The sequence below is a fragment of the Gemmobacter caeni genome (genome assembly GCF_003054195.1).
Taxonomy (GTDB): Bacteria; Pseudomonadota; Alphaproteobacteria; order Rhodobacterales; family Rhodobacteraceae; genus Gemmobacter; species Gemmobacter caeni.
Genome location: NZ_QBKP01000003.1, coordinates 231,269 through 248,681, shown reverse-complemented (window position 1 = coordinate 248,681; position 17,413 = coordinate 231,269). Strand labels below are relative to the sequence as shown.

Annotated in this window: 20 protein-coding genes and 1 tRNA gene; 12 read left to right on the top strand and 9 right to left on the bottom strand. The window is 65.3% G+C overall.

Annotation, left to right across the window (positions count from 1 at the left end; genetic code table 11):
• Nucleotides 1-75: 75 nt before the first annotated feature.
• Nucleotides 76-1,335 carry an MFS transporter gene (locus C8N34_RS06545; RefSeq protein ID WP_108128257.1) on the bottom strand — a complete coding sequence of 420 codons (1,260 nt, stop codon included), beginning with the start codon at nucleotides 1,333-1,335 and terminating at the stop codon, nucleotides 76-78.
• A 138-nt stretch (nucleotides 1,336-1,473) separates the two neighbouring features.
• Here C8N34_RS06545 and fabA point away from each other — a divergent pair, with 138 nt between their 5' ends.
• The 3 genes from fabA to C8N34_RS06530 all read left to right on the top strand — a co-directional run bounded on the left by fabA (nucleotide 1,474) and on the right by C8N34_RS06530 (nucleotide 4,305).
• Complete coding sequence (gene fabA / locus C8N34_RS06540) at nucleotides 1,474-1,983, top strand: bifunctional 3-hydroxydecanoyl-ACP dehydratase/trans-2-decenoyl-ACP isomerase (protein WP_108128256.1); 510 nt, start codon at nucleotides 1,474-1,476, stop codon at nucleotides 1,981-1,983.
• Between the two features lie 277 nt (nucleotides 1,984-2,260).
• Entirely contained in the window at nucleotides 2,261-3,490 is a 1,230-nt protein-coding gene (gene fabB, locus C8N34_RS06535) for a beta-ketoacyl-ACP synthase I (protein WP_054301752.1), read from the top strand.
• 26 nt (nucleotides 3,491-3,516) lie between these two features.
• Nucleotides 3,517-4,305: an enoyl-ACP reductase FabI gene (locus tag C8N34_RS06530; RefSeq protein WP_108128255.1), complete on the top strand. Its 789-nt coding sequence runs from the start codon at nucleotides 3,517-3,519 to the stop codon at nucleotides 4,303-4,305.
• Between the two features lie 85 nt (nucleotides 4,306-4,390).
• On the opposite strand, the gene C8N34_RS06525 is transcribed toward C8N34_RS06530, so the two are convergent.
• Nucleotides 4,391-4,464: transfer RNA gene (locus C8N34_RS06525), tRNA-Gly, on the bottom strand.
• Between the two features lie 58 nt (nucleotides 4,465-4,522).
• On the bottom strand, nucleotides 4,523-4,768 hold the full coding sequence (locus C8N34_RS06520) for an accessory factor UbiK family protein (protein ID WP_054301750.1): 246 nt from the start codon (nucleotides 4,766-4,768) through the stop codon (nucleotides 4,523-4,525).
• A gap of 138 nt (nucleotides 4,769-4,906) precedes the next feature.
• Between C8N34_RS06520 and lgt the strand changes: the two genes are divergently transcribed.
• The 4 genes from lgt (at nucleotide 4,907) to C8N34_RS26275 (ending at nucleotide 7,990) form a co-directional block, all read left to right on the top strand.
• Nucleotides 4,907-5,800: a prolipoprotein diacylglyceryl transferase gene (lgt, locus tag C8N34_RS06515; protein WP_108128254.1), complete on the top strand. Its 894-nt coding sequence runs from the start codon at nucleotides 4,907-4,909 to the stop codon at nucleotides 5,798-5,800.
• A complete protein-coding gene (locus C8N34_RS06510) occupies nucleotides 5,787-6,866 on the top strand; it encodes a class I SAM-dependent methyltransferase (protein WP_108128253.1) in 1,080 nt (359 codons plus the stop codon). The genes lgt and C8N34_RS06510 overlap by 14 nt, the downstream gene beginning before the upstream one ends.
• Nucleotides 6,863-7,618 (top strand): peptidoglycan editing factor PgeF, encoded by a 756-nt coding sequence (gene pgeF, locus C8N34_RS06505; RefSeq protein ID WP_108128252.1) that lies wholly within the window; start codon nucleotides 6,863-6,865, stop codon nucleotides 7,616-7,618. The genes C8N34_RS06510 and pgeF overlap by 4 nt, the downstream gene beginning before the upstream one ends.
• A gap of 225 nt (nucleotides 7,619-7,843) precedes the next feature.
• Nucleotides 7,844-7,990 carry a hypothetical protein gene (locus tag C8N34_RS26275; RefSeq protein ID WP_158640452.1) on the top strand — a complete coding sequence of 49 codons (147 nt, stop codon included), beginning with the start codon at nucleotides 7,844-7,846 and terminating at the stop codon, nucleotides 7,988-7,990.
• A 482-nt stretch (nucleotides 7,991-8,472) separates the two neighbouring features.
• Here C8N34_RS26275 and C8N34_RS06500 read toward each other — a convergent pair whose 3' ends face one another.
• Entirely contained in the window at nucleotides 8,473-8,973 is a 501-nt protein-coding gene (locus C8N34_RS06500) for an Lrp/AsnC family transcriptional regulator (protein WP_054301746.1), read from the bottom strand.
• A 193-nt stretch (nucleotides 8,974-9,166) separates the two neighbouring features.
• Between C8N34_RS06500 and trxB the strand changes: the two genes are divergently transcribed.
• On the top strand, nucleotides 9,167-10,105 hold the full coding sequence (trxB, locus tag C8N34_RS06495) for a thioredoxin-disulfide reductase (protein ID WP_108128251.1): 939 nt from the start codon (nucleotides 9,167-9,169) through the stop codon (nucleotides 10,103-10,105).
• A gap of 118 nt (nucleotides 10,106-10,223) precedes the next feature.
• On the opposite strand, the gene C8N34_RS06490 is transcribed toward trxB, so the two are convergent.
• Nucleotides 10,224-10,451, bottom strand: coding sequence for a DUF1150 family protein (locus C8N34_RS06490; protein WP_108128250.1), 228 nt, complete (start codon nucleotides 10,449-10,451; stop codon nucleotides 10,224-10,226).
• A 12-nt stretch (nucleotides 10,452-10,463) separates the two neighbouring features.
• Entirely contained in the window at nucleotides 10,464-10,919 is a 456-nt protein-coding gene (locus tag C8N34_RS06485) for an Hsp20 family protein (protein WP_054301743.1), read from the bottom strand.
• A 204-nt stretch (nucleotides 10,920-11,123) separates the two neighbouring features.
• Here C8N34_RS06485 and C8N34_RS06480 point away from each other — a divergent pair, with 204 nt between their 5' ends.
• The 3 genes from C8N34_RS06480 (at nucleotide 11,124) to C8N34_RS06470 (ending at nucleotide 13,010) form a co-directional block, all read left to right on the top strand.
• A complete protein-coding gene (locus C8N34_RS06480) occupies nucleotides 11,124-11,342 on the top strand; it encodes a YdcH family protein (RefSeq protein WP_054301742.1) in 219 nt (72 codons plus the stop codon).
• Between the two features lie 68 nt (nucleotides 11,343-11,410).
• A complete protein-coding gene (purE, locus tag C8N34_RS06475; protein ID WP_054301741.1) occupies nucleotides 11,411-11,896 on the top strand; it encodes a 5-(carboxyamino)imidazole ribonucleotide mutase in 486 nt (161 codons plus the stop codon).
• A 46-nt stretch (nucleotides 11,897-11,942) separates the two neighbouring features.
• Complete coding sequence (locus tag C8N34_RS06470; protein WP_108128249.1) at nucleotides 11,943-13,010, top strand: 5-(carboxyamino)imidazole ribonucleotide synthase; 1,068 nt, start codon at nucleotides 11,943-11,945, stop codon at nucleotides 13,008-13,010.
• Between the two features lie 130 nt (nucleotides 13,011-13,140).
• On the opposite strand, the gene C8N34_RS06465 is transcribed toward C8N34_RS06470, so the two are convergent.
• The 3 genes from C8N34_RS06465 to C8N34_RS06455 all read right to left on the bottom strand — a co-directional run bounded on the left by C8N34_RS06465 (nucleotide 13,141) and on the right by C8N34_RS06455 (nucleotide 16,141).
• Entirely contained in the window at nucleotides 13,141-13,971 is an 831-nt protein-coding gene (locus C8N34_RS06465) for a DMT family transporter (RefSeq protein ID WP_108128248.1), read from the bottom strand.
• A 172-nt stretch (nucleotides 13,972-14,143) separates the two neighbouring features.
• A complete protein-coding gene (gene groL / locus C8N34_RS06460) occupies nucleotides 14,144-15,781 on the bottom strand; it encodes a chaperonin GroEL (protein ID WP_054301738.1) in 1,638 nt (545 codons plus the stop codon).
• Nucleotides 15,782-15,853: 72 nt separating this feature from the next.
• A complete protein-coding gene (locus C8N34_RS06455) occupies nucleotides 15,854-16,141 on the bottom strand; it encodes a co-chaperone GroES (RefSeq protein ID WP_054301737.1) in 288 nt (95 codons plus the stop codon).
• Nucleotides 16,142-16,322: 181 nt separating this feature from the next.
• Between C8N34_RS06455 and C8N34_RS06450 the strand changes: the two genes are divergently transcribed.
• The gene (locus C8N34_RS06450) at nucleotides 16,323-17,339 is read left to right on the top strand and encodes a TraB/GumN family protein (RefSeq protein WP_108128247.1); all 1,017 of its coding nucleotides are present in this window, start codon (nucleotides 16,323-16,325) and stop codon (nucleotides 17,337-17,339) included.
• The last annotated feature ends 74 nt before the right edge of the window (nucleotides 17,340-17,413 follow it).

The following is a 17,413-nucleotide window of genomic DNA, read 5'->3' as shown; positions in this document are numbered from 1 at the left end:
GGTCCAATGATCCTTGCAGTCTAAGCCCGCCGGGCGGGGATTTCAAACCCATTCCCCGTCCTGCGCCCCCGACCGTCACTTTTGCAACAATGCCTGTGGGAGATAGGTGCCAAGCGGCCGCCAGACAAGCAGCGTCAGGATCAGCGTGCCGGCGGCGGCCAGCCAGAGCGACGCCTCCAGCGCGGCGATGCGGCCCAGCGGTGCTTCGGCAAGGCCGATGACAAGCCCGGCCAACGCCGAGCCGACCGGCATCATGCCCCAAGCCATCAGGCGATAAAGGCTGTTCACCCTCCCCCGGATCGCATCCGGCACCAACCGCTGCCGGGTCGAGACCGAGACGATGTTCCAGGTCAGGCCCCAGAACCACGCCATTCCCAGCGCCAGCCCCACGGTCACCGGGCCGGGGGCTACCGCCATGGCGGCAAAGCAGGGTGCGCCGGAAAACAGCGCGACCCGCATCAGCCGCACCGCCCCCATGGCGCGGACCACCCGGTCCCCGATCAGGCCAGAAACGATCCCCCCGACCGCCGCCGCTGCCAGCACAAGCCCGTATTGCCCGGCAGGCAGACCCAGCTTCTCCTGCGCCAGCAGCACAAGTGCGAACATCACCATGCTGTCGAACATGTTCCAGAACCCGGTCGCCACCGCGAGCATCCGCAGCAGCGGCGAGCCGCGCAGGAAAACCCAGCCCTCGGCCAGTTCGCGCCGCCAGTTGCGCTCCGCTGCCGCGCGCGGGGATGCAGGGCCTCCGGCGATCCCCGCGATGATCAGCCCCGCCAGAGCGTAAGCCAGCGCATTACCCGCGAAAGGCAGGGCCAGCATCAGCCCCAGCGCCGCCGCCCCCAGCGCCGGGCCGACCAGTGCATTGCCGACGCTCTCAACCAGCCAGAGCCGGGCATTGGCGCGTTCCAGCCCCTCCGAGGGGACAAGGGCGGGCAGATAGGATTGTGCGGCATTGTCGCGAAACACCTCGGCCACGCCGACGATCAGCGCCGACAGGCACAGCGCGCCAAACAGCGGCAGCGAGGTCACACCGCTGTCCGGGGCGGGCGGCAGCGGGGCGGCCAGCCAGAGGGCAATCGCAGCGGCCCCAAAACCCGCCGCGCGCAGGCCATCCATCGCCACGATCAGCCTGCGCCGGTCCATCCGGTCCGCGACGATCCCGGCAGGCAACGCGAACAGCGCCCAGGGCAACCGCAAGGCCACCGGAACAAGCGCGATCAGCGCCGCATCCCGTGTCAGCAGCGTGGCGACCCACAGCCAGGCCACCGTCGCCACCCCATCCGCAAGGTTGGCCAGCCCGGAAGCCGCCAGAAACATCCGATAACTGCGCATTTCCCGCACCCGCACCACAAACCGCTTGCCCGGCCGCGGCGATCCCGGCGGAACCCACGCAGGCAGGGTCCGCCACCCTTGCCACGGCAGAGACCGGGGTGATAGAGGGGTCCAAGGATAAAAGGAGAAAAGGGCCAGATGGCGGCATTTCCGACGAGCTTCACCAAGGACGATCTGCTGAAATGCGCACGGGGCGAGTTGTTCGGACCGGGCAATGCGCAGCTTCCGGCGCCGCCCATGCTGATGATGGATCGCATCACCGACATCTCGGAAGATCGCGGCGAACACGGCAAGGGCCATGTTGTTGCCGAATTCGACATCACGCCCGACCTATGGTTCTTCGAATGCCACTTCCCCGGCAACCCGATCATGCCCGGCTGCCTTGGCCTTGACGGCCTCTGGCAGCTCACCGGCTTCAACCTCGGCTGGCGCGGCTGGCAGGGGCGCGGCTATGCGCTGGGTGTGGGCGAGGTGAAGCTCACCGGCATGGTGCGGCCCGACCGCAAGCTGTTGACCTACAAGGTCGATTTCACCAAGGCGATCCAGACCCGCCGCCTGACCATGGGCGTGGCCAACGGCATCGTCGAAGCCGATGGCGAGGTCATCTATCAGGTCACCGACATGAAAGTCGCGCTCAGCGCAAACTGAACATCTGTCAGATCGCGCGTGTTGTGCCGGGCCTGAAGCAAAGGCCCGGCATTTTAGTTCCGAAGCCGCATCCTGACATGCGTCAGGTCAGGGCTTTGGGCAGGTCAGAGCGCGGTCCGCGCACGCCCCGGCCACCCCCGGTACGATGCCCGCATCCGTGCGTAATATCGGCAGGGCGCTCCTGCAACAGGCCCTGCCCCGCCCCCGGAAGCCCCCTTCCCGCTTGCCCCTTCCGGCCCGCTGCCCTAAACAGGCTTGAGATTTTGAGGGAGGCCCCATGCGTCGCGTCGTCATCACCGGGATCGGAATCGTCTCGCCGATCGGCAACAATGCCGCCGAGGTGGAAGCCAGCCTGCGCGCCGGGAAATCCGGCATCGTCTTTGCGCCGGAATATGCCGAGCACGGGTTCCGCAGCCAGGTTCATGGCATGCCGCAGATCGTGCTGGAAGACCATATCGACAAACGCGACCTGCGCTTCATGGGGCCGGGTGCAGCCTATAACTTCCTCGCCATGCAGCAGGCCATCGCGGATAGCGGGCTGGAGGCGGGCGACGTGTCGAACGAGCGCACCGGGATCATCGTGGGCTCCGGCGGGCCCTCGACCTCCAACTTCTTCCAGGCGCATCAGATCGTGATCGAGAAGGGCGCGCCCAAGCGCATGGGCCCCTTCATGGTCACGCGCTGCATGTCCTCGACCAACTCGGCTTGCCTCGCCACGCCGTTCAAGATCAAGGGTGTGAACTATTCGATCACCTCGGCCTGCTCGACCTCGGCGCATTGCATCGGCAATGGCACCGAACTGATCCAGATGGGCAAGCAGGACATCGTGTTCGCCGGTGGCGGCGAGGAACTTGACTGGACGCTGAGCTGCCTGTTCGACGCCATGGGCGCCATGTCGTCGAAATACAATGACAGCCCCGCCACCGCGAGCCGCGCCTTTGATGCCACCCGTGACGGTTTCGTCATTGCGGGCGGCGGCGGCGTCGTGGTGCTGGAAGAGCTGAACCACGCTCTTGCGCGTGGCGCGAAGATTTATGCCGAAGTTACCGGCTATGGTGCCACTTCCGACGGTCACGACATGGTGGCGCCCTCGGGCGAAGGTGGCGAACGCTCGATGCGCCTCGCGGTCGCCACGCTGCCGGAAGGCCGCAAGGTCGACTATATCAACGCCCACGGCACCTCGACCCCGGCGGGCGACGTGACCGAGGTGAAGGCGATCCGCCGCGTCTTTGGCGAAGGCAATGTGCCGCCGATCTCGTCGACCAAATCTCTGACCGGGCACAGCCTCGGCGCGACCGGCGTGCATGAGGCGATCTATTCGCTGCTGATGCTGGACGGCAATTTCATCGCGGCCTCGGCCAATGTCACCCAGCTTGACCCCGAACTGAAGCCCGAGGAAATCGCCACCACCTACCGCGAAGGGGTGGAACTGGATTCCGTGTTGTCCAACAGCTTCGGCTTCGGCGGCACCAATGCCACGCTGGTCATGAGCAAATATCGGGGCTGAATGCCCCCGTTTCAGGGAGAGCCGGCATGGCGGAACTGATGAAAGGCAAACGCGGCCTCGTTATGGGTGTCGCGAACGAACGCTCTATTGCCTGGGGCATCGCGAAGGCGCTGGCCGATGAAGGCGCAGAACTGGCGTTTTCGTATCAGGGTGAAGCCTTCGGCAAGCGGGTCGAACCGCTGGCTGCCTCGGTCGGCAGCGATTTCCTTGTGGATGTCGATGTGACCGACGATGAAAGTCTGGAGGCCTGTTTCGGCGCGCTGAAGGATCGCTGGGGCACGATGGATTTCCTCGTCCATGCCATCGCCTTCTCCGACAAGAACGAGCTGACGGGCCGGTTCATCAATACCAGCCGCGGCAATTTCAAGCATTCGCTTGATATTTCGTGCTTCTCCTTCATCGACGTCAGCCGGCGCGCGGCTGAAATGATGCCGGATGGCGGCAGCCTGATCACCCTGACCTTCCAGGGGTCGAACCGCGTCACGCCGAATTATAACGTGATGGGCGTGGCCAAGGCCGCGCTGGAAAGCGCCACGCGCTATCTGGCGAATGACCTTGGTCCGCAGAAGATCCGCGTCAATGCCATTTCGCCCGGCCCGATGAAGACGCTGGCGGGTGCGGCCATCGGGGGCGCCCGCGCGACCTACCGGCACACCGAACAGAACGCGCCGCTGCGGTCGAATGCGACGCTGGAGGCGGTGGGCGGCACGGCGGTCTGGCTGTGTTCGGATTACGGCGCCTTCACCACGGGCGAGGTGGTGCGGGTCGATGGCGGCTTCCACGTTCTCGGCATGCCGCAGGCCGACAATCTCTGACGCGAAAGCAGGGCCATCCGGCATGGTCCTGCGTAAGACTTCTGCGGCCCGTAAGGCGCGGAAAATCATCATATTTTAGGAAAACTGGAGCGGGTAGCGGGAATCGAACCCGCCCCATCAGCTTGGAAGGCTGAGGCGCTACCACTACACCATACCCGCCGCTCTGCTGACCGATTAACACCGGCACGGGGCGCTTCGCAACCCCGAAAACCGCAGCTTACTTCAGCTTCGCTTCCAGCGCCGCGATCCGGGCAGAAAGCGCCTCGTTTTCCTCGCGGGCTTTCTGGGCCATGGCGCGCACGGCGTCAAATTCCTCGCGGCTGACGAAATCACGGTCGGCCATCCAGCGATCCATCAGGCTTTTCATCGCCGTCTCCGCCTCGGTCTTCGCACCCTGAGCCACGCCCATGGCGTTGGTCATCAGCTGCGACATGTCGTCCAGAAACTTGCTGCGCGTCTGCATCGGGCTACTCCTGTTCTTCGGCCCTATATGCGGCCTGTCGCCCGGCGCATCAAGGGCCGGGGCGGGCGCGGTTGACAATGCCGCAGCCCCGCAACACAAGCGAAAGGCCCCGCCTGCGCCGGGGTCACGGAGGCCGGTATGAGCTACATTCCATTCCCCGACCTGTCACCCGAGGTATTCTCGGTCGATCTGTTCGGGGTCACCTTCGCGCTGCGCTGGTACGCGCTGGCCTATATCGCCGGTCTGCTGATCGGCTGGCGGCTTGTGACACGGGCGCTGGCCACGCCGCGTTTCTGGCCCGTCTCCCCGCCGATGACCGCAGAGCAGCTGGACCGCCTGCTGACCTGGATCATCCTTGGCGTCGTGCTGGGCGGGCGGCTGGGTTATGTGCTGTTCTACCAGCCGGGTTTCTACCTCCAGTATCCCGCGCAGATCCTGCGGGTCTGGGAAGGCGGCATGTCCTTCCACGGCGGATTTCTGGGCGTCATCGTCGCTGCGGCACTGTTCTGCCGGCGCGAAGGCATCCCGATGTTGCCCACCGCTGATCTGCTGGCGCTGGCCACCCCGCCGGGCTTGCTGCTCGGGCGACTGGCGAATTTCGTCAACGCCGAGCTTTGGGGCCGCCCGACCACCCTGCCCTGGGGCGTGGCCTTTCCCGGTGAGGCCGCACAATCCTGCGCCACGCTGGAGATGCCCTGTGTCCGCCACCCCAGCCAGCTTTACGAAGCAGGGATGGAGGGTCTGATCCTCGGCGCGCTGCTGCTGTGGCTGGCATTCCGCGCCGCCAGCGCGTTCCGCCGCCCCGGCCTGATCGCAGGCACCTTCATTGCGGGCTATGGTCTTGCACGTTTTCTGGTGGAATTCGTCCGCCAGCCCGATGCGCAATTCATCACCGCTGACAATCCTCTGGGTCTTTACCTCCATCTGGGGGGTTACGGTCTGACGGCCGGTCAGTTGCTTTCGCTGCCCATGATCCTCGCCGGAGCTTACTTTATCGTTAAAGCCCGCCGGTCCGCCGATGACCCCGCTTGAGCCGATCCTGCGCGCCCGCATCGCTGCGACCGGGCCAATGACGCTTGCCGATTACATGGCCGAATGCCTGCTGCACCCCGAGCACGGCTATTACACCACGCACGAGCCCTTCGGGCAGGCGGGGGATTTCATCACGGCGCCAGAGATCAGCCAGATGTTCGGCGAATTGCTGGGCCTGTGCCTCGCCCAAAGCTGGCTGGACCTGGGCGCACCCAGCCCCTTCACACTGGCCGAGCTTGGGCCTGGCAGAGGCACGCTGATGGCCGATGTGCTGCGCGCCACCGCACGGGTGCCGGGCTTTCATGCGGCGGCACAGGTCACACTGGTCGAGGCCTCACCCGCTCTGCGCGCGCGCCAGCGTGTCACGCTGGGCGCGCATCCGGTCACATGGCTGGACAGCGCCGCCGATCTGCCGGAGACGCCGCTGTTCCTGCTGGCCAACGAATTCTTCGATGCGCTGCCGATCCGCCAGTTCACCCGCGCAACAGGTGGCTGGGAGGAAACCGTGGTCACCCTGCGCGACGGGCGGCTGGCGCTGGCGCGCGGCCCTGCCCTGCCGATTGCGGCGCTGGATCACCGTCTGGCCGACACAGCACCCGGCGAGGTGGTGGAGATTTGCCCCGCCGCCATCCCGGTGATGTCAATGCTTGGTGAGCGTATCACGCGGCATGGCGGCGTGGCGCTGATCCTTGACTATGGCGACTGGCACTCGCGAGGCGACACGTTTCAGGCGCTGCGCAACCATGCTTTCACCGATCCGCTGGCCGATCCGGGTGCCGCAGACCTGACCGCCCATGTCGATTTCGCGGCGCTGGCGCAGGCCACAGCCTGCCCCGCCGCCTATACCACGCAAGGCGCGCTGCTTGTGGCGCTCGGGATCGAGGCACGCGCGGCCACGCTGGCGCAAAGGCTGGACGGCACGGCGCTTCAGGCCCATATCGCCGCAACTCGGCGCTTGACCCACCCCGAAGAAATGGGAACGCTGTTCAAGGCGCTGGCCCTGCACCGCCCCGGCACCGCGCCGCCGCCGGGCTTTCCGCCGCAATCGCCCCGAGACATGCCATGATCGAGATCATCACCTCCCCGACCCTCGCCCCCATCCGGCACGGCTTTTTCACCCGCAAAGGCGGAGCTTCCTCCGGTATCTTCGCAGGCCTGAACTGCGGCAACGGCTCCTCTGATCTGGCCGAGGCGGTTGCGATCAACCGCTGCCGCGTGGCGCAGGCCATGGGCGCCGAACCCGAGGCGCTGGTCAGTGTCCATCAGGTGCATTCGCCGGATGTGATCACGGTCACCGGCCCCCATGAGGGGCCGCTGCCACGCGCCGATGCAATGGTGACCCGCCAGCCGGGGCTGGTGCTGGGCGTGCTGACCGCCGATTGCCAGCCGGTGCTGTTCGCCGACCCGGAGGCGCAGGTCATCGGGGCGGCCCATGCGGGCTGGCGTGGCACGAAAGACGGCGTGCTGGAGGCGACGCTGGACGCGATGGAGGCCCTGGGAGCGAGCCGCACACGCATCCGCGCCGTAATCGGCCCGACCATCAGCCAGGCGACCTATGAGGTTGGCCCCGAATTCGTCGAAAGCTTCATCGACGATGATCGCGACACCGCCCGTTTCTTCGCCAATGGCAAGGGCGACCGCGCCCTGTTCGATCTGCCGGGCTATGCGCTGTGGCGCCTGCGCGCGGCGGGCGTGGGCGAGGCCGAATGGACACGACACTGTACCTACAGCGACGCCGAGCGATTCTACTCCTACCGCCGCACGACCCACCGCGGCGAGGCAGATTACGGGCGGCTGATCTCCTGTATCCGGTTGTGATTGCGGCAGAACGGCCCGCGATTTGCCGCAATTTGTGAAACAGTCGGTATTGGCTGTTTCCGGGATGCGGAAAATAACGAATTTCCCCACAATCTCTCCGCTGGCCCCGCGCGGCCAATCAGAGAAAATGCCACAATCCTCCCGCAAGCCCGCCGCAAATTTCCGGCATCTTCGCAGCATCAAAGGCCCACAGGTTCGGGCACATGCAGGATGCAGGAGCTGCACATGAAGAAAGAACGTCGCTGGCTGAAATCGGTGATCGCCGCTTCGGAAACCGCGCAACCCGCGATGCCGTGGCAGCGCGGCGCCCGTCGCAAACCCGCCGCGGTGAAAGCGACCACCCCGGCCCAGCGGGCTCAGGCCGCGCGCTGAACCACGCGTTCCGGCCGTAAATCCCTTCAGATCGAAAAGGCCGCGCCCTGACGGGGGCGGCCTTTCGTTTTGGGTGATTCGGGCGGGATATCCGCTTCAAGGGGAAAGATCTGCCCGATGCCTCCCCGTTTGCGGCAAGATTGCGAAACAATCCTATGCGACCCTTCACAACCTTTGCCAGCACCGCCACAAAAGCGCTGGAACTTTGACAAGACGCCAGAATTCAGCCACCTTTGCCTTAGTCCTCGAGAACGGATGGTGGCGGGTAAGTCCTTGCCCCAATTTGGCTCCCAGCCATCCGCAACAGGTTGTGTAGCTCAGTACGGGCGGCCCCGCTGCGAACCTCTGCGCAGCATCAGGGGCCGCCTGAGTGTTTCAGCTGCCACCTGTCGGCTGGAACATCCGGCCAATCCTCAAAGTGCGGTCGGATGCTCCGGTTGGGGCGACCAAGGCCTCCCCCCGGAACAACATATGCCCCGGCTTCAGGCGCTCTTGCTCAGCCGTGCTTCCAGAACGTCGAACGGCAGGCCCGGCTCGTCCTTCGCACAGCGGATGACAAGGCTGGTCTTCACGCTGGCCACATTGTCAGCGGCGGTCAGTTCGGCCGTCAGGAAACTCTGAAACGTCGACAGATCCGGTGCGACGCATTTCAGGATGAAGTCGATCTCGCCGTTCAGCATGTGGCATTCACGCACGAGCGGCCAGGCACGACAGCGCGCCTCGAAGGCGCTCAGATCCGCCTCGGCCTGGCTTTGCAGCCGCACCATGGCAAAAACCTGCACCTCGAACCCCAGTTCGCGCGCATCCACATCGGCATGATAGCCCTTGATGTAGCCCGATTCCTCCAGCGTCCGCACCCGGCGCAGACAGGGCGGCGCCGATATGCCCACGCGCTTGGCCAACTCGACATTGGTCATCCGCCCGTCGGCCTGAAGTTCGGCCAGAATGTGACGGTCGATTGGGTCCAGTTTGGAGCCGGCCATGTACAGATATCCTTGCTGCGCGGGCCATCGTGGCATGTGGTCCGACGTTTTGCGCGGACATTAGGATTTTGCAGCCTCAGACGCAATATTATTTCGCCACATCACTGAAATTCGATCCACGCCTCTGGCCCTGCGGGTTTGCCACCCCGGCATGGCGCACTTATATGGGGGGAACGCTTTCAACGAGGTTTCCATGAGCGACTCCCGGCATACCCGCCTCCTCATCATCGGTTCCGGCCCGGCAGGATATACCGCCGCCGTTTATGCCGCGCGCGCCATGCTGGAGCCGGTTCTGGTCCAGGGCCTTCAGCCAGGCGGACAACTCACCATCACCACCGAGGTCGAGAACTGGCCCGGCGATACCGAGGTCCAGGGCCCCGATCTGATGGTCCGCATGGAATCCCACGCCCGCGCCATGGGGGCCGACATCGTCAGCGACTATATCGCGACGCTTGACCTGTCCAAACGCCCCTTCGTGGCCCATGCCGACAGCGGCACCACCTTCACCGCCGATGCGGTGGTCCTGGCGACCGGCGCGCAGGCCAAATGGCTGGGCCTGCCCAGCGAGGAGAAATTCAAGGGCTTCGGCGTCTCGGCCTGTGCCACCTGCGACGGCTTCTTCTATCGCGGGAAAGAGGTCGTGGTGATCGGTGGCGGCAACACCGCTGTGGAAGAGGCGCTGTTCCTGACCAATTTCGCCAGCAAGGTAACGCTGATCCACCGGCGCGACTCCCTGCGGGCCGAAAAGATCCTGCAAGACCGCCTGTTCAAGAACCCCAAGGTCGAACTCCTGTGGCATCACGAGGTGACCGAGGTTCTGGGCACCGAAGCGCCGCTGGGCGTCACTGCCGTCCGTGCGCGCAATGTGCAGACGGGTGAAACCACCGATGTGCCCTGCGCAGGCTTCTTCGTCGCCATCGGGCACGCCCCGGCTTCGGAACTCGTCAAGGATCAGCTGGAGCTGCACAACGGCGGCTATGTGAAGGTCGAACCCGGCTCGACCCGCACCTCGATCCCCGGTGTCTTCGCGGCGGGCGACCTGACCGATCACGTTTATCGCCAGGCCGTCACCAGCGCAGGCATGGGCTGCATGGCCGCGCTGGACGCCGAACGCTGGCTTGCGGGACACTGAAACGACACAGGGGCGGCCCGGTCGCCGCCCCTTCCCGTCTTCCTGTTTTGCTTCTTGCAAAAATACTCAACTCCGCCGCGCCCCATCCGGCACCGGCGCCAGGTCTTGCGCACAGCGGTCAATGCGCGCTGACGGGGGCCAGATCGTTCTGCCGCGCCAGGGCAAAAGCCAGTGCCCGGTCACGCACAAGGGCCAGTCTTTCGCCATCCGGGCGATGGACCGCATAGAGGGTCTCAATCCCTCCTGCCTGATTGCGGATTTCCTCTGGCAGTTCCGCCACGGCAACCGGACGCACATAGACGATGCGATCTGCGGTTTCCGGGAAAAGATCAACTTTCACATCCATGACCCGTCTCCTTCACTTCGCCTCGATCCGCTTCACCGGCGCCTCGGCGGCGCTGCGGGAGGTGCGGATCGGGATGGTTTGCACGACCGCCTCGGGCACGACACGGCGCAGATCGACATGCAGCAGGCCGTGTTCCATATGGGCGCCCGAAACTTCAACCCCATCTGCCAGCACGAAGCTGCGCTGGAAGGCCCGGCTAGCGATGCCCCGGTGCAGGAACACGCGGTCCCCCTCATCCTCGGCCTGGCGTCCGCGAATGACGAGCTGGCGGTCCTCGACGGTAATGGCGAGCTCATCCTCGCGGAAACCGGCAACGGCCAGCGTGATGCGATAGGCGTTTTCCGACACCGCCTCGATATTGAACGGCGGATAGCCCTCGCCCGACCCCTTGGCGGTGCGTTCGACCAGCCGTTCAAGCTGTTCGAAGCCCAGAAGATAGGGATGCGATCCGAAACTGATCTTGGTCATCGACTTGCCCTTGAATGAAGCGACATATCGTGCCGGCCCCTGTCAGGCATCCGGCCCTGTCCTGAATATGGGGCGCCACCGCCCCCGGCGCAAGCCCGCGCGCCCGGATCGGTCCCCGCAGTTTTCTTCCCCTCGAGCAGGAAAAAGACTATACTTCTCAAACCCGAAGCCCACGACTCAAACCAGAGCGACGCCAGGATTGCCATGAACGCCTCGATGGAACTCAACCTCGACGAGATGCTGCGCATCAAGCTTGAGGTGCTGCGGCGTGAGCACCGCGATCTTGATGAGGCGATTGCCGCGCTGGAGGCGACGGGCCGCCCCGATCAGCTGACCCTGCGGCGGCTGAAGAAGCAGAAACTGGCGCTGAAGGATCAGATCGTGAAGATCGAGGATCAGCTGATCCCCGACATCATCGCCTGAGCCCGGCTTCGGTGCTTGCCCCTTGGCACGCCGCACGCTAAAGCCCCTGCAAACCAAGGGGGAAGCTGATGGCGACCGAAGTCGGAATCATCATGGGCAGCCAGTCCGACTGGCCGACGATGCGCGAGGCAGCGGCGATTCTGGACGAGCTGGGCATCCCTTATGAGGCAAAGATCGTCTCGGCCCATCGCACCCCCGACCGGCTTTGGAGCTATGGCAAGACCGCCGCAGAGCGCGGGCTGAAGGTCATCATCGCGGGCGCCGGTGGCGCGGCGCATCTGCCGGGCATGATGGCGTCGAAAACCCGCGTGCCGGTGATCGGCGTGCCCGTGCAGACCCGCGCGCTTTCGGGCGTGGACAGCCTTTATTCCATCGTCCAGATGCCCAGGGGCTTTCCGGTGGCGACCATGGCGATCGGCGCGGCCGGGGCGGCCAATGCCGGGCTGATGGCAGCGGGCATCCTCGCGCTGAACGACCCGGCACTGGCCGCGCGACTGGACGCGTGGCGCGACGCGCTTTCGGCCTCCATTCCCGACGAACCCGCCGACGAATAACCCCGTCCGGGGGCCGCGCCTCGGGTTGTCAGGGGCAGGTGACCGCATGACCTCTCCCCTTCCGCAAGGCGCCACCATCGGCATTCTGGGCGGTGGCCAGCTTGGCCGGATGCTTTCCGTAGCGGCAGCGCGACTGGGGTTCCGCAGCCATGTGTTCGAACCCGCCGCCAATCCGCCCGCCGCCCATGTGGCGGACCGGGTGACGACGGCGGGCTATGACGACGCAGCGGCGCTGGCGGCCTTTGCGGCCTCCGTCGATGTCATCACCTATGAATTCGAGAACATCCCCACCGCCGCGCTGGATCTGCTGGAGGCGGCGAAACCGATCCGCCCGAACCGCCGGGCGCTGGCCGTCAGCCAGGACCGGATTGCGGAAAAGGATTTTCTGACCGGCCTCGGCCTCAGCGTCGCGCCCTATGGGGCGGTGGACAGCCTGGATGATCTGCACGCCGCGCTGGGGCGGATCGGCGCACCGGCAATCCTTAAGACCACGCGGCTGGGCTATGACGGCAAGGGCCAGGCGCGGCTCCGCACGGCGGAGGATGCCGAGGAGGCCTTTGCCGCCATGGGCGGCGCTGCGGCGGTGCTGGAGGGGTTCGTCAACTTCAGCCACGAGGTTTCGGTGATTGCCGCGCGCGGCATCGACGGGGCGGTGGCCTGCTATGATCCGGGCGAGAATGTCCATCGCGACGGCATCCTGCACACCACGACCGTGCCCGCCCGGCTGAGTGCCGCGCAGCGCGCCGACGCGGTGCTGATCGCGGCCCGTATCCTCAACGCACTGGACTATGTCGGCGTGATGGGGGTGGAGCTGTTCGTGACACCGCAGGGCCTGCTGGTGAACGAGATCGCACCGCGGGTCCATAACTCGGGCCACTGGACGCAGAATGGCTGCGCGGTCGACCAGTTCGAGCAGCATATCCGCGCAGTGGCTGGCTGGCCGCTGGGCGATGGCAACCGCTACGCCGATGTGGTGATGGAGAACCTGATCGGCGATGACGTGCTGCGGGTGCCGCAGATCGCGGGGGAACGCAACGCGGCGCTGCATCTCTATGGCAAGGCCGAGGCACGGCCGGGCCGCAAGATGGGCCATGTGAACCGGATCAAGGGCTAAGCAGCGCCGGTCTCAGGGGCATCGAGCCCCCTCGCCCGGCATTGCCATGGCCTGCGGTGAACGCGTGCCTGCGCCCGGCACCGGAATGGCGGCACCGGCGGCTTGAGTATTTGGCCAAGAAGCAAAAGCCTCAGCGGCGTGGCAGGGTGGCGAGAGCGACGCCCGCCATTACGATGGCCGAGGCCGCCAGTGCAGGGAGGCCCGGAACCTCGGCCAGAAGTGCGACGCCTCCCAGCAGCGCGATCACGGGAACCGCCATCTGCGCCACCGCCGCGCGTCCTGCGCCAAGTTGGGGCACCAGCGCGTACCAGAGGGCATAGCCGAGGCCGGAGGTGACCGCGCCTGAAACAAGTGCCAACAGCCAGCCCTGCGCATTCGGCAGCGTGGCGCCGGGCCAGATCAACGGCAACGCGGCCAAAGGCAGGCACCAGATGAAATTCGCGGCGGTTGAGGCCAGCGGATCAGCCACGCGACGCCCGGCCAGCGAATAAATCCCCCACCCCAGCGCGGCAACGAGCATCAGGGCTGCGGCGCGGAAGGACGGCACCGCGCCAGCCGAGGGCAACATCAGCCAGACCAGCCCGGCAAAGGCCAGCGCGGCACCGAGGCTGCGCCTGGGCGGCACCTTCTCTCCTGACAGGAGCGCACCTGCGAACATGGTGATCTGCACGCCGCCGAACAGGATCAGCGCGCCGGTTCCCGCCGCAAGTTCCAGATAGGACAGCGAGAAGCCCAGCATATAAGCGGCCAGCGCCAGCACCGGCACCGGCACCGGGCGCAATGCGGGCAGCCGCTTGCCCCGCACCTGCACCAGCGCCAGAAGCGTCGCGGCCCCTGCCGCAACCCGGATCGCTGCGAAGGCCAAGGGATCAGCGCCGCCAGCGGCCAGTGCTGCCCGGTTCAGGAGTGAGTTCGCCGCGAAGGCGCAGAGTGTGAGCAGGGTCAACCAGAAGAGCCGCATGGCGCCACGCTACGCGCGCGGCGGCGCCGCCTGCAAGGGATGTTCGGCGCGGCAGCGGTCTTTCCTCCCGCAGCGAAGGGTGCGGCGCAGGCGGGACAGGCAGCGTTTCGGTGCCGGAATAGAAAAGGGCGCCCCCAAAGGGCGCCCTTCCCCGAACCGATGGTCCGGCAGATTACATCATGCCGTCCATGCCGCCCATGCCGCCCGGCATTGCCGGTGCCGACTTGTCGGCGGGCTTGTCAGCGATCATGGCTTCGGTGGTGATCAGCAGCGAGGCGACCGAAGCCGCATCTTCCAGCGCGGTGCGGGTCACTTTGGCCGGGTCGATCACGCCAAAGGTGAACATGTCACCATATTCTTCGGTCTGAGCGTTGAAGCCGAAGTTCTTGTCGCTCGATTCGCGGACCTTGCCAGCCACCACGGCGCCGTCGACACCGGCGTTTTCGGCGATCTGACGCAGCGGCGCTTCCAGAGCGCGCTTCACGATGGCGATACCGGCGTTCTGGTCGCTGTTCTGGCCGGTGAGGCCGTCCAGCGATTTGCCAGCCTGAACCAGCGCCACGCCACCGCCGACAACGATGCCTTCCTGAACGGCGGCACGGGTCGCGTTCAGCGCGTCATCCACGCGGTCCTTGCGCTCTTTCACTTCGACTTCGGTCGCACCGCCGACGCGGATCACCGCAACGCCGCCAGCCAGTTTGGCCACGCGCTCTTGCAGCTTCTCACGGTCGTAGTCCGAGGTGGTTTCCTCGATCTGGGTGCGGATCTGGGCCACGCGGGCTTCGATCTCGGACTTGTCACCGGCGCCATCAACGATGGTGGTGTTGTCCTTGCTGATCGAGACTTTCTTGGCGCGGCCGAGCATGTCGATGGTGACATTTTCGAGCTTCATGCCCAGATCGTCGGAGATCACCTGACCGCCGGTCAGGATGGCGATGTCTTGCAGCATGGCCTTGCGACGGTCGCCGAAGCCCGGCGCCTTCACGGCAGCGATTTTCAGACCGCCACGCAGCTTGTTCACGACGAGCGTGGCCAGAGCCTCGCCTTCCACGTCTTCAGCCACGATGATCAGCGGCTTTTGCGACTGGATCACCGCTTCCAGCAACGGGACCATCGGTTGCAGCGACGAGAGTTTCTTCTCGTGCAGCAGGATCAGTGCGTCTTCCAGTTCCGCGACCATCTTGTCGGGATTGGTGACGAAGTAGGGGGACAGGTAGCCGCGGTCGAACTGCATGCCTTCGACGACTTCGACTTCGGTGTCCATGCCCTTGTTTTCTTCGACGGTGATCACACCCTCGTTGCCGACCTTCTGCATCGCGTCAGCGATGAAGCGGCCGATCTGGGCTTCGCCGTTGGCCGAAATGGTGCCGACCTGAGCGACCTCGTCCGAGTCCTTCACCGGACGCGCGGCGCCCTTGATGGTCTCGACGACCTTGGTGGTGGCCATGTCGATGCCACGCTTCAGGTCCATCGGGTTCATGCCCGCGGCGACAGCCTTCAGGCCTTCCTTGATGATGGCCTGCGCCAGCACGGTCGCGGTGGTGGTGCCGTCGCCGGCCTCGTCATTGGTGCGCGAGGCGACTTCTTTCACCATCTGCGCGCCCATGTTCTCGAACTTGTCCTGAAGTTCGATTTCCTTGGCGACGGAAACGCCGTCCTTGGTGATGCGCGGGGCACCGAACGACTTTTCGATGACCACGTTGCGGCCTTTCGGGCCGAGGGTCACTTTCACGGCATCGGCGAGGATGTTCACGCCGCGCAGCATGCGGTCGCGGGCATCGGTATCGAACTTGACGTCCTTGGCAGCCATGTGCTTGCTCCAGTTGTCTTGAATTTCAGAAAATGGGGTCCGTCACCGGCCCCCGGATCAGGAAGACCGACCTCAGGCGATGACGCCGAGGATGTCGCTTTCCTTCATGATCAGAAGCTCTTCGCCTTCCAGCGTCACTTCGGTGCCCGACCATTTGCCGAACAGGATGCGGTCGCCCGCCTTCACCGTCATGGGGATCAGCTCGCCCGAATCCTTGCGGGCGCCTTCGCCGCAGGAGACGACTTCACCCTCTGCGGGCTTTTCCTTGGCGCTGTCGGGGATGATCAGACCGCCCTTGGTCTTTTCGTCGCTCTGGACGCGCTTGACCAGAACACGGTCATGAAGCGGTTTGAAAGCCATCTGGATACACTCCCTAGGTTCCAGTTAGAAATCCGGTTAGCACTCACCGTCAGCGAGTGCCAACGCCGCGAGAGTTAGGCATGGTCCGCCGGGCTGTCAACGCCTGCATCCGAAATTTTCGACGAAAAATTTTACCCCGCGCTGCCTTCCCGAGACCGGCCCCCTGTGCAAGGCTGCGCATATGTTGAAGCTTTCCCTGTTCCGCTCCGCCGCGCTTGCGCTGGCCCTTTTCGCCCTGCCCCAGGATGCGGTCGCCCGCTGTGCCGGGCAGAACCTGCTGGCCGACCTGCCCGCCGCCGAATCGGCGGAACTGGCCGATGCGACCGCAGCGCAGCCCTATGCGCAAGGCAATCTGTGGCAGGCCACCAAAGGCGACCGTCAGATCTATCTGCTGGGCACCTATCACATGCCCGATGCCCGGCACGCCGCCACTCTGGCCGAGGTGACGCCACTACTGGCCGGGGTCGATACCCTGCTGGTCGAGGCAGGGCCAGAGGAGGAGCGTGCGCTGAAGCGCGAGATTGCCAGCAATCCGGGGTTGCTGTTCCTGACCGAGGGGCCAAGCCTGCTGGAACGCTTTGGCCACGAGGAATGGGCCGGTGTTGCCGCAGCACTGGAGGCGCGCAAGATTCCCGCCTTCATGGCCGCCAAGATGCGGCCCTGGTATCTGGCGACCATGCTGGGCATCGCGCCCTGCGACATGGCCGAGGCGCAGGCGGGCCGCGGACTGGATCATCTGGTGATGGAACAGGCGGCGGAAACCGGGGTGCCGGTGCGGGCGCTGGAACCCTACACCACGCTGTTCGCCATCTTCGACGAATTGTCGATGGAGGAACAACTCGACATGCTGCGCGCCACGCTTCAGATGGAGCCGCAGATCGCCGATTTCGCCACCACCATGGCCGACGGCTATTTCGCCGGCGACACCCGCCGCATCTGGGAATACATGCGGCTGTCGAGCCACGATGCCCCCGGCTACACGCCGGAAAAGGCCGAGGCAGAATTTGCCCGGATGGAAGACATCCTGATGACCCGCCGCAACAAGGCCTGGATTCCGGTGATCGAGGAGGCCACCGCGACCGGCCCGGCCTTCGCCGCCTTCGGCGCCCTGCATCTGGCGGGCAAGACCGGCGTATTGAACCTGCTGGCCGAACAGGGCTGGACGGTGGAGCGGATCGTGCTGCCGTCGGAGGGTTAATACCCTCATACGAACGTTGAGATAGCTATGTTGACGTCAGTCGTGGTTAGAATGCTATGAGGTTTCAGCATTAA